The organism is Kitasatospora sp. NPDC057965 (genome assembly GCF_042887135.1).
Classification (GTDB): Bacteria; Actinomycetota; Actinomycetes; order Streptomycetales; family Streptomycetaceae; genus Kitasatospora.
Map to the genome: position 1 here is coordinate 44,770 of NZ_JBHVPZ010000005.1, position 12,117 is coordinate 56,886.

Annotated in this window: 7 protein-coding genes; 3 read left to right on the top strand and 4 right to left on the bottom strand. The window is 73.0% G+C overall.

The genetic code is table 11. The features are described 5' to 3' along the window. Positions 1-786: 786 nt before the first annotated feature. Together ACFVVU_RS07915 and ACFVVU_RS07920 are read left to right on the top strand one after the other, a co-directional pair. Positions 787-2,343, top strand: coding sequence for a TolB family protein (locus tag ACFVVU_RS07915; protein WP_387788722.1), 1,557 nt, complete (start codon positions 787-789; stop codon positions 2,341-2,343). A gap of 331 nt (positions 2,344-2,674) precedes the next feature. Next, complete coding sequence (locus ACFVVU_RS07920) at positions 2,675-3,274, top strand: choice-of-anchor C family protein (protein WP_387788723.1); 600 nt, start codon at positions 2,675-2,677, stop codon at positions 3,272-3,274. Between the two features lie 114 nt (positions 3,275-3,388). On the opposite strand, the gene ACFVVU_RS07925 is transcribed toward ACFVVU_RS07920, so the two are convergent. After that, positions 3,389-4,717 carry a PP2C family protein-serine/threonine phosphatase gene (locus ACFVVU_RS07925; protein ID WP_387788724.1) on the bottom strand — a complete coding sequence of 443 codons (1,329 nt, stop codon included), beginning with the start codon at positions 4,715-4,717 and terminating at the stop codon, positions 3,389-3,391. A gap of 131 nt (positions 4,718-4,848) precedes the next feature. Then, the gene (locus ACFVVU_RS07930) at positions 4,849-5,877 is read right to left on the bottom strand and encodes a DUF4190 domain-containing protein (protein WP_387788725.1); all 1,029 of its coding nucleotides are present in this window, start codon (positions 5,875-5,877) and stop codon (positions 4,849-4,851) included. Between the two features lie 278 nt (positions 5,878-6,155). On the opposite strand from ACFVVU_RS07930, the gene ACFVVU_RS07935 reads away from it, so the two are divergent. Next, on the top strand, positions 6,156-9,350 hold the full coding sequence (locus ACFVVU_RS07935) for a discoidin domain-containing protein (RefSeq protein WP_387788726.1): 3,195 nt from the start codon (positions 6,156-6,158) through the stop codon (positions 9,348-9,350). Between the two features lie 10 nt (positions 9,351-9,360). On the opposite strand, the gene ACFVVU_RS07940 is transcribed toward ACFVVU_RS07935, so the two are convergent. Both ACFVVU_RS07940 and ACFVVU_RS07945 read right to left on the bottom strand, forming a co-directional pair. Next, complete coding sequence (locus ACFVVU_RS07940) at positions 9,361-10,050, bottom strand: alpha/beta fold hydrolase (RefSeq protein ID WP_387788727.1); 690 nt, start codon at positions 10,048-10,050, stop codon at positions 9,361-9,363. An 86-nt stretch (positions 10,051-10,136) separates the two neighbouring features. After that, positions 10,137-11,963 carry a hypothetical protein gene (locus tag ACFVVU_RS07945; RefSeq protein WP_387788728.1) on the bottom strand — a complete coding sequence of 609 codons (1,827 nt, stop codon included), beginning with the start codon at positions 11,961-11,963 and terminating at the stop codon, positions 10,137-10,139. Positions 11,964-12,117: the final 154 nt, after the last annotated feature.

A 12,117-nucleotide genomic window follows, 5' to 3' on the forward strand; every position in this document is an offset into this window, starting at 1 on the left:
GTACCCGCCGGAATCCGTGCGGGCGACGGTCTCCCGGGCCGCGCGGCCACCGATGAGTGCGGCCCGGGCGGCGAAGGTCGGCAGGAGGCGGCGCAGGCGCGGCGACGGTCAGCAGGGCCGCCGCCGTCAGCCGGGGCCGACCGCAGCGCAGACCGCGTCGCACCAGATCGACGCGCACCTCCTCCCGGGCCCGCCCTACAGCCGGGGCCGCCGCGACGTCGGCCCACGAGAGGTTCCGGCCGAACGCCGTCCGGGCGGCCCGGTGCAGCGGCGTCGGGTCGCCCGCCGGACAGCTGTGCACCACCCGCCGCAGCCACACCGCCGGCCCGGCCCCGCAGCGGCAGCCCGCGCAGCAGCGCCGCCCCGACGAGCCCGGCCACCGCGCCCACCACTGCGATCGTCCCCACCATGCCCCCCGCATCACGGAATCGGACCGTCGACAGGAACGACACCGCGTCAGGTCCCCCGGTTGCGAACGACCCGGCCCCGGCCGGGGCGGCGCCTCCTGCCGGCCGCCCCTGTCGGTGCCGCCCGCGATGATCACCGGAGGTGCCGACAGGACCGGAGGAGAACATGGCCGAGCCGATGGAGCGGAGTCTCGCGCGACGACGGCCGGGTCGGACGCTTCCGGCGACGGCCCGACTCCGGTGTGGGGTAAGCAGGTTGACGTATTATTCGCCGCCGAACGCGCCCGGGCGTTGACCGCGGGGCGCACCGGGGATTGGCTTGCCCGGAAAGCCCGCCACCGGGAGGGAGCCCGGCCGGGCGAGCAGAGGGGAAGACCTCATGACACGTACCACCCGGACGATCCGCAACCGTTGGCGGGCGGGCGGCGGTCTGCTGGCCGCGGCCACGCTGGTCGCCGCGACCGCCGCCACCGCGATCGCCGCCCCGGCCCAGGCCGGCCCGGTGCCACGCGGCACCGTCCAGGTCAGCATCGGGTTCAACGGCGCCGTGCCGGACGGCCAGTCCTCCGGCCAGGGCATCAGCGCCGACGGCCGCTACGCCCTGTTCACCTCCTGGGCCACCAACCTGGTGGAGCAGCCCGGGAAGAGCTGGCGCGACGCCTTCGTGGCGGACCTGCGCACCGGCCGCACCGAGCGCGTCAACCTGTCCGACTCGGGCGAGCCGCTGGCCGGTTTCACCGACTACGTCGCGATCAACGCCAACGGCCGCTACGTCGCCTTCAACAGCGACGCGGAGGGCGTCGTGCCCGGTACGCCGGTGGCGGGGCGCGACGAGGTGTACATCCGCGACCGCTGGACGGGGCACACCGAACTGATCAGCGGCAGCCTCGCCAACACCGACACCGACCGGTACCACGCCTCGTACGCGCCGTCGATCAGCGCCGACGGCCGGTACGTGGCCTTCGTGTCCTCCCGGACCGACCTGGACCCGACGGTGGTGGACACCGAGCCCTCGCTGAACAGGCCCTACACCTGGAAGTACAACGTCTACCTGACCGACCGCCGGACCCACACCACCCGGCTGATCTCCCGCGACGCCAACGGCAAGCCGGGCGAGAGCCTCTCGCTGCACCCGACGATCAGCGCGGACGGCCGCACCATCGGCTTCTCCTCGCTGTCCCAGCTGCTGCCGGAGGAGCAGGCCCCCGGCCTCGCCGCGGCGTCGGCCGCCGCGTCCGCGGACACGGAGCTCACCCCGAGCGCCGCCGAGGCCGCGCGGCGCAGCACCCCGCAGGGCCCGACGGAGACGGTCCTCTCCCACCCGACGTCCGCCGTCTACTACACGTACGACGTGCGCTCCGGGAAGCTGACCCCGGTGAGCGCGGGCCTCGACGGCACGCTGGGCAACTCCAGCTTCGACGCGACGATCAGTCCGGACGGGCGGCGCGCGATCTACACCCTGCCCGAGCCCGGCGGCTCGACCAGCGGTCACCGCTACCACACGGTGCTCCACGTCCGGGACCTGAGGACGGGCACGGTGACGAAGGTCAGCGGCGGCCTGCCGGGCACCAGCTCGGTCGGTTCCTCCGACCACGGCTCGATCACCGCGGACAACCGCTGGGTCTACTTCGAGTCGGCCGCCGACAACCTGGTGCCCGGCCCGCAGCACCAGGGCTGGGACGTCTACCGCCAGGACCTGCGCACCGGCCGCACCGAGCGGGTGTCCACCGCGCCGGACGGCTCGCTCGGCAACGGCTCGTCGACGGCGCCCTTCGTGGACGCCGCCGGCCGTGCGGTGGTGTTCGGTTCGACCAGCGGCAACCTGGTGGCCGGCACCGACGCCCCGCCGACCGAGGACTGGCAGGCCTTCGCCGCGTTCGTCGGGCGCCACCGGGGTGGCGGCGGCGACTCCCAGGGCGAGAACGAGGACGGCTGACCGGTTGCCGTGCCCCGGCGTGCTTGCACGCCGGGGCACGGCCGGGAGCGGCGGCGCGTGCGGTGCGATGGGGGTGTGCGCGACCGGCTCCGCTCCCCCGGACGGGACCGTACGGGGGACGGCGAGTGGCCGCGCGGCGCCGTCCGGGGCGGGACAACCGCCTGGTACGACGGTTCGGGCCCGGCCAAACCGGCGCGCGAGAGCCCGGCGGCGAGCGCCGTGCGACACCGGGCGCCCGGCCTCCGGCCTTGGCAGCGATCACCCGAACGGCGGACGCTCGGTGCGCAGCCGATCCGGCTGACCCCGTCCACCAGCCCCAGGAGGGCCACCCATGCCGTTCCCGCGTGCCCGCATCGCCGCCGTCGCCGTCCTGCTCGTCGCCGGAGCCACCGCCGCGGCCGTCCCGGCCCAGGGTGCCGACGGCCACCGCGCCCTGAGCCGCTTCGACGACGGCAGCTTCGAGACGCCCAAGGCCCCGGCGAACAACTTCGTCGAGCTGAACGCCGGTCAGACCATCGGTCCGTGGACCGTCATCGCCGGCAGCGTCGACCTGACCGGCGCCGGCTTCTGGCAGGTCGCCGAGGGCGACCAGGCGGTGGACCTCAACGGCAACACCACCGGCACCATCGCCCAGAGCTTCACCACCGTCCCGGGCACCCTCTACTCCGTCACCTACGCGCTGGCCGGCAACCCGGCCGGGGGAAACCCCGTGCGGACCGGCCGGGCGCTGATCGACGGCCAGAACTTCCAGGACTTCTCCTTCGACGTCACCGGCAAGACCAGGACCGCCATGGGCTACGTGGGACGCCAGTTCAGCTTCGTCGCGCAGAACACCACCACCACCCTGAGCTTCGCGAGCACCGTCGGCGGGGCGTTCGGCCCGGTCATCGACAACGTCCAGGTGAAGGAGTGCAAGCCCTGTTCCGGGTGACCGGCCCGGTCCGTCGCTGATGGGCCACCGTTCGACCTGTCCCGCGACCGGGCCCTGCCGAGGGCCCGGTCGCGGGCGTGTCGGCCGCTCTGCCCGTCCCCCGGACGGGGGCGGTCAGCGGGTGGCGGGGGTGCGGATGGCGAGGATGGCCATGTCGTCGTGGCCGTCGCTGGGATGATGGTTGGCGAGGGCGCGGACGAGGTCGTCCAGCGGGTCGGCGGCGTGCGCGGCGGCGAGGGCGGCGAGGGCGTCCAGGCCCTCGTCGATGGAGCGGGCGGGGTCCTCGACGAGGCCGTCGGTGAAGAGCACGACGGTGCCGCCGACGGGCAGGGGGTGGGTGTGGTCGGGGCGGTCGACGGCGACGTCGACGCCCAGCGGGATGCCGGGTTCGCCCTCCAGGTACCAGGCGCGGCCGTCGGGGGTGAGCACGAGGGGCGGCAGGTGGCCGGCGGTGCTCCAGTGGAGGATCCAGCCGTCGGCGACGGGTTCGATCCGGGCCAGGCACGCGGTGGTGACGGGCAGGTCGGTGATGGCGTGCACGGTGTGGTCGAGCTGGGTCAGCACCGAGCTGGGCGGGGTCCGGCGGTCGTAGAGCAGCGCGCGGAGCATGTTGCGGGCCTGGGCCATGGCCGCGGCGGCGTGCAGGTCGTGGCCGACCACGTCGCCGATGACGGCCACGCAGGCCCGGTCGGGCAGCACGGCGGCGTCGTACCAGTCGCCGCCCACGCCGGCCGGCTCGGCGGCGGTGCGGTAGACGGCGGCGCCGGAGAACGGGGCCAGGTCCGGCAGCGTGGGCAGCAGCAGCCGCTGGAACTGCTCCGCGCTGTCGCGCATGTAGCCGAACAGGCGGGCGTTCTCGATGGCGATGCCGGCCGCGCCCGCGAGGGCGCGGACGATCTCCTCGTCGTCCTCGTCGAACGGCCGGCCGTCGACGCGCTCGGAGAGGTAGAGGTCCCCGTAGATCTCGCCGCGGACGGTGATCGCCACGCCCAGCAGCGTGCGCATCGGCGGATGGCCGGGCGGGAAGCCGACCGACGCCGGGTGGGAGGGGATGTCGTCCACCCGCAGGGGTCCGGGGTGACGGATCAGGTGGCCGAGCACGCCGCGCCCGTGCGGGAAGTCGATCCCGGCGAGGGCCGCGCGCTCCTCGGGTGTCAGACCCGCGGTGATGAACTGCTCCAGCCGGTCGCCGGAGGGGCCGAGCACGCCGAGGGCGCCATAGCGGGCGCCGGCGAGGTCCATGGCCGTCGTGACGATGCGGTGGAGCACCACGGGCAGCTCCAGGTCGCCGCTGATGGCCAGCACCGCCGACAGCAGGCCCTGCCACCGGTTCTTCGCCCTGGCCAGCGCGTGCAGCTGCAGGGCGACGCCCTCCAGCCGGCCGCCCGGCTCCAGCCGGTCCCCCGCTCCCGGTGGCCCGGCCGGCTCCGCTTCGGCGTTCACGACATCACCTCGCTCATCACCACCCACGCTACGCACGGCGGTGCCGCCCGGGCGGGTGCATGCGCCCGCCCGGGGCACACGGATCGACCGTGCGGGCCCCGGCCGGGTCAGCCGGCGGGTCGGTCGGCGGGTCAGCCGACCGGGCCGGACCAGGTGACGTGCTTCAGCACGGAGCCGTGGTTGAACTCGACGGAGAACGACTCGCCCGCGGTGTTCGGCACGGCGTAGGCGGTCAGGCTGGTGACCGTCTGGCCGACGGCGAGCGACCCGGTGGGGACCTGCATCCGCGAGCTTCCGTCGATCAGCACGAGGAGGAGGCCGCCGTTGGCGTCCCGGACGAAGGGCAGGCCCGCCCCCTCCAGTGCGAGGTTCGCCGAGCCGGTGTTGACGATGGTGATCCTCACCTGGACGAACCTGGAGTTCTTGGGGGCCCGGAAGACCGTCTCGTCCGGGACGTAGCGCTCCGGCTTGCCCATGGTGACCTTCAGGCCGTCCGGGTAGGTGTAGGACTGCCCGAACGACAGGCGCCGGGCCTTCTCGTCCGCGGCCGCCTTCTCGCGCTCGGCCTCCAGCCGCTTGCGCTCGGCCTCGATCCGTTCGCGCTCCTTGGCCGCCCGTTCCTCGGCCTCCTTCATCGCGGCGTCGTAGCGGGCCTGGTCGGCCTCCTCCTCCGCCTTGCGCTCCCTTTCGACCGCGCGCACCTCCGACACCACGAACACTCCGGCGCCGGTCGAGACCAGCAGGCCCAGCACGCCCAGGATCACGCCCGCGAGTGCCATCCCGCGGTTGGTCGCGATGCCCTTGCGCACCTGCACCAGGCCGACGGCGCCGAGGATCACGGCCAGCAGGGCCGGCAGCCAGGACAGCCAGAACAGGAGGACCGCCAGGCTGAGCACCAGGCCGACGACCCCGATGACCATGGCCGCGATGCCCACGCCGTTGCGCGGCGGCGGCGCCGGCATCGGGTACGGGAACGGGCCCCAGTACGGCGCACCCGGGGTCGGGGGCGCCGGGGACCAGCCCTGGCCGCCCTGGCCCGGGACCCCGCCCGGCGCGGCGCCGGCGCGGTCGCTCGGGTCCGGGCCCGGCGGCGCCCAGGGGTTGGCGCCGGCAGCCTCCTCGGCGGGCTTGGGACTGTCGGACGGGGCGGGGAGGGTCATCCGGGTTCCTTCGAGAAATGGTGGGACGAGGCACGGCCGGCCACCTCCGGCGGATGATCAACATACCGGTGCCCGGTGGCGTTTCCGCCACCGGGCACCGGCCGAGGACGGCAGGAGGGGCGACGGGGGGGGTGACGGAGGGAGCGGATACGGCCAATTCCATCGAACCCTCAACCCAGATGCTCTTCATGCGATATGACTTGCAGTGCCAGTTATTAGACGTGTACAGAACAGTCAGAATTCACGAAGGGGATACCGTGGGGAAAATATCCACAAGGGTGTCAATAGCGACACTGGCGGGGCTGGTCCTGGCTTCGGTACTGCCCGGGCAGGCCGGCGCCGCCGCCCCGCCCTCGGTCTGGGTCGCCAGTGGCGCCGACCACGTCTTCAGCTCCTCACCGACCCCTCAGCGGCCGACCGGAGGGGTGACCCTGTTCGCGGCACGCAACGAGGTCCAGGCGGCCCAGATCGCCGTCCGCTCGGCGGCAGCCCTGACCGGCCTGTCGGTGCAGGCGAGCGATCTCGCCGGACCGGGCGGGGCGGTGATCCCGTCCTCCAGGATCAGCGTCAACCGGGAGTACAACCACCCGAACGTCGTGAAGATCGGCAGCCCTCACCGCGAGGAGCCCCCGAACGGCGGCAACGACTACTACGACTCGCTCTACGGCAACGCGCCCTACGACCTCGCGGCGAACACCACCCAGCCCTACCACTACAGCGTGGCCGTGCCCCCCGGGCAGGCGCCCGGCACATACACCGGCAAGGCCACCGTGAACAGTTCCTCGGGTCCGGTGGACGTCCCGGTCTCGGTGACGGTGTACGCGGTCGAACTACCCCCGGCCAACCGCTCCTCGTTCCGGCTGAACAACTGGTTCACCTCGGTCGGCTGGGACTACACCTGGACGGCCAGTTCGATCCCGGACCAGTACGGGGTGGACGCGTACTCCGACGGCTGGTGGACCCTGATGGGGAACATCGCCAGGAACCACGCCAAGCACCGCAACAACGTCGTCTTCGCGGACTTCCAGGCACTGGCCGCCCGCGGCACCACGCTGGTGAACGGCACCTACACCTTCGACTGGACGACCTTCGACCGATTCGTCCAGCTCTTCCAGGACGCCGGCGCCCTCCAGTACATCTACACCCCTCACCTCCTGGAGGGCGTGGAACTGGAGGCGCTCGTCGAGGACGGCAGCGGCGGGGTGCGGGTCGGCCACGTAGCACCCGGCTCGGACGAAGCCACGAAGTACCTCGCCGCCGCCCTGCCCGCGCTCAAGGCCCACCTGGACACCAAGTGCCTGGACCCGGGACCGGGCTGCGCACCGGGCCGGCGCTGGAGCGACGTGTTCTACCTCTCCGCGACCGACGAGCCGCTGTCCGAGAACACCGCCCAGGTCTCCGCCGTCACCTGGCTCAACGACCGCTTCCACCAGTACTTCCCGCAGGCCATGACCGGCGAAGCGCACCTCCAGCCGAACGAGGCGATCGACTCCCGCATCTCGACCATCGCGGCCCATGTCGACGACTCGTACGACAACAACGCCGCCTACTACCAGGAGAAGCGGCTGGCCGGCAAGGATCTCTGGCTCTACTACAGCAACGACCCCAACGACGCCCACCCCAACCGCTACATCAGCTACCCCCTCTCCGACTCCCGGCTGACGCCGTGGATGGTGTCGGCGGCAGGCGGCAACGGGTACCTCCACTGGGGCTGGAACATCTGGACGCAGCCGAAGAACGGCGGGTACGCGCACGTCGACACCTTCAAGGACGCCACCACCGGCGACCCGTTCCTGGTGCGCCCCAAGAGCGAGAACGGCGCCCTCGACATCTACGACAGCCTGCGCAGCGAGGCGATGCTCGCCGGCGTCCAGGACTACGAGCTGCTCACCCGGCTCGCCGCCACCAAGCCCGTGCTGGCCCACGCCCTGACCTCGTCGCTGATCACCAGCACCACCGAGTTCACCACCTCGGGCGCCGAGATCGACCACCGCCACAAGCAGATCCTGGACGCCCTCACCGACCCGGGGCCCGACGCCTCCTACCCGTTCACCGACGACTTCTCCTCCGGCGCCGACACTCAGTGGCGCCACACCCACGGCACCTGGACCGTCACCGGGGACAAGGACTACGCACAGACCAGCGCGGGCGACGAGTGGAACAACGTCACCGCGGTGGCCGGGCGCGCCTACGCGGACGTCGCCGCCTCCGTGGACGTCCGGATCACCGACGTCAACGCCAGCGGCGGCAACGCCAACTGGGCCGGCCTGACCGTCCACAGCCAGCACCCGACCGACCGTCAGACCGGCTACCTGGTGGCGCTGCGCAACAACGGCGAGGTCTTCGTCAATCGCGGCAACACCACCCTCGACACCGCGACCGTTCCCGGCTTCACCCCGGGCCAGACGGTCACCTTGCGGGTGGTCACCCGCGGTTCCAGGCTCGACGTGTACGCGGGCGCCAAGAAGCTGATCACCGTCGACGACCCGGGCTACCCGGTCGGCAACATCGGCCTCGCCACCGGTGGCGCCGCCGCCCGCTTCGACAACGTCCGGCTCAACCCCGGCAGCGACCCCGCCGAGGCCGCCGGCGTCTCCCCCACCAGCAGTTACGAGTCCGACGGCTGGAGCGCCGCCGCCCTGACCGACGGCCGCCGGGGCCTGCCGACCGGCACCCTCGGCTGGAGCAGCATCGACAACCTGTCCACCGACCACATCGAGGGCGTCACCGTCGACCTCGGCGCCACCCGCCGGATCAGCCGCCTGGACCTGTTCGGCCGCGCCGACGGCGCCAACACCGGTCTCGGCTTCCCGGTGGACTTCACCATCGAGGTCTCGGCCGACAAGAACACCTGGACCACCGTCGCCGACCGGCACGACTACCCGCGTCCCGACGCCTCCGCACAGGTCTTCGGGTTCACGCCCGCCGACGTGCGCTACGTCAAGGTCACCGGGACCAGGCTGCGCACCGACCCCCGCGGCAACTACCACATGCAGCTCGCCGAGATCGAAGCCGCCGGCGACAATCTGGCCGCCAACCGGCCGGTGACCACGTCGAGTTCGGTCGAGGTCTCCGGCTGGGGCCGGGCCGCGGCCACCGACGGCGTGCTGAACTCCGCGGCGGGCTACTCGATGGGCTGGAGCAGCCTCAAGTCGCCGACCGCGACGGCCAACGAGTCGCTCACCGTGGACCTCCAGGGGGCCAGCCGGATCGAACAGGTCCGGCTGACCCCGCGCACCGACGGCGCCAACACCGGCCTGGGCTTCCCGGTCGACTTCACCATCCAGGTGTCGGCCGACGGCACCACCTGGACCATCGTCGCCGACCGCCACGGCCAGCCCCGCCCGGGCGGCACCGTGACCTTCCCGTTCGCACCGGCCACGGCCCGCTACGTGAAGATCACCGGCACCCGCCTGAGCACCGACCAGTTCGGTGACCACTACCTGCAGCTCGGCGAGGTCGCCGTCTCCTGACGCGCCGCGCTCAGAGCGCGGTGCGGTAGGCCTCCAACCGCTCGGCCACCTCCTCGGGGTGGCCGAGCATCGGGCAGTGGTCGCCGGGCATCTCGTCCGGCTCGAAACCGAGGCGCTCGACGACCAGGCGCCGCATGAACCCGGCGGGGAAGAATCGGTCGCCGGCGGAGAGCAGGAACCTGGTCGGCACATCCGGCCAGGAGGCCGCCGGCCACGGCCGACCGAACGGGGTGGGCGCCTGCCGCCGCTGGTGGCCGGCCAGGAACGCGGCGGCCAGCTCCGGCGGGGTGTCGTGCAGTACGAGGGAGGCCGCGTCCTCCTCGGTGCCGGGTGCGACACCCCGCCGCAGGTCGGCCTCGGCCCGCGCGGCCGGGTAGCCGGTGTCGGCCCACCACGCGCCCGGCGACTCGCCCGGCGCCGGGACCTGGGCCTGGAGCATCACCAGCAGGTCCGCCGGGACCCGCTCGCACACCAGCGGGCCGGTGAACCCGCCGAAGGAGTGGGCCACGACGACCAGACCGGTGCGGTCGCCGATCGCCTCGACGACGGTGTCCGCGTACTCCTGGAGCCCGGCCGACTCGTCCTCGCACGGCAGGTCCGGGGCCACCACCTGGTGGCCCCGGGCGCGGAGTTCGGCGGACAGCGGCCCCCAGTACCAGGAGTCGACCGCCGCCGCGTGGATCAGTACGTAGGTCGCCATCGGACGCATACCTCCCGGATCGTCGACCGGATCGTCGATACGGCCGCAGCCTAGACCCGACCACCGACAACGGGACCAGGGCGGAGTCAGGGCCGGGGGGACGCCTGGTCCTGGACGCGCCCCTGCAGCGCCTTGGACAGTTCCGCGACGCAGGCGGCGAGCTGTCCGGTCGTCAACTTCGCCGGGTCGCCGCCGCATTCACCCACGGGTACGGTCGCGGACGCGGACGCGGACGCGGACGGAGCCGGCGTAGCGGAGGGGCTCGGGCTCGGGGACGTGGACGGCTGGCCGCCGGGCGGGGTGATGCCGCCGTTCACCGACACCAGGTTCGGCGTCACCCCGGCGTCGCCCGACAGGTCGATGTAGTCCTGGGTCTGCCCGTTGAAGTCCACGAAGCCGCGCCACTTGTCCCGGCCGAACGGGATGATCTCCTGCAGCGCCCCGTCCTTCCCGGCGCTGATGGTGATCGACGTCTGCTGCGCCATGTACGTCACCATCCGGCCGGCCAGCACGTCCAGGTTCACCGGCGGCTCGTCGTCCCCGCGCACGTACACGTGCAGGTCGCCCAGGCCCCCGCCGACCCGGTCGGCCTGCAGCACCGCGAAGGCCACCACCAGCTGCGAGGAGCTCTCGCGGGGCACCAGCGGGGTCACGTAGTACAGGTGGCCGTCGGCCTTGGAGCGCAGCAGGAACTCGCCCGGGTTGGTGGCGTTGGTGGCCGCCGAGGTGTGGTCGTAGCCGAAGCCCCGGTCGTCCTTGGCGCCGCGCCCGCCGAGCCACTGCACCTCGTGGATCTGCGAGCGGACCACCGAGGCCGGGTACACCGCTCCCGGCAGTTCACCCGGGGAGACCTCCGCCCGGTGGGTGACGTCCGGGCGGCCGTCCGGCGAGCCGCGCAGCACCAGCACGCCGGCCGGCTCCAGCACCGTGCGCTGCCGGTAGCCGATCTGCCGGGTGACCGAGATCACCACCACCGGCCGGGCGGTGCGGGGGTCGGTGCCGTCGCAGTAGCCCCAGATGTCCTGGTCGCTGTAGACCAGGTCCGGGAAGCGCTCGGCGAGCAGGTTGCGCAGGCTGACCGCGCCCGTCCCGCCGAAGGCCCGGCCGAAGGCGTGGTCGCCGCGGAAGGCGCAGGTGACGACGGAGTTCGAGCGGCCGTCCCAGACGGCGACGCCCTCCATCGGCTGCTCGCCGGAGCCGTCCAGGACCGCCGTCCACACACCGCCGCCCGCCGAGCCGTCGGGCAGGTAGTGCAGGCTGTGTCCCAGCAGGTTGATCCCGGAGGTCAGGCCGGCGCTGTCGGTGAGCGCCTTGGTCGCCGCCGCGTAGGAGGCGGTGCGCGCCTCGAAGTCGAAGTCCGGCATCGGCGCGGTCTTCACGCAGGCGGGCACGTCCGCGGTGCCGTGCAGGTCGCAGCGGGTGCCGTCGCCCGAGCGGGTGTGCTCGATGACCGGCAGCACCGAGCGCGGGGTGCCCGCGCCGGAGGCCGGGACGTCGAGCACGGTCGCCGCCGCGTAGAAGCGGCCCGCGTCCTTGTCGTCGTCCCACAGTCCGGTGCCGGCGCGCACCAGCGAGCCGGCCACCGCCAGCACCACGACCGCCACCGCCAGGCGCGTCCGCAGGCCGTGGAGGGCCGCCCCGGCCTCCTCCGCGATGTGCACGACCGCCCACACCGTGCCGCACAGGCCCACGGCGATCCAGAACCAGAACAGCGGAGCGGCGTCCAGCGGGCCGCCGTTGGGGAAGAACTCCCGCTCGATCAGCAGCAGATAGCTCTGGTCCTGTTGTCCGAAGCCGCCGAAGACGAAGTGCTTGACCAGCCACACCAGCAGCCCGACCAGTGGCATCCACAGCCACCAGACGGCCAGTGCGACGGCACCGCTCCGTATCGCATGGGCTGCACGCTTCGTCACACGACCCCCAGTTCCGCGCCCCGGACCTTCGTCCCGCCCCCGCCTCTTCCCGCCCCACCCGTCCGTCAACCCCTCGGATGGTGGTTGTTCGGCCGGAGTTGGGGCACTGTTCCCGGGCGTCGGGCTTCCCTCGTACAGGGGACGGCGCGGTGGG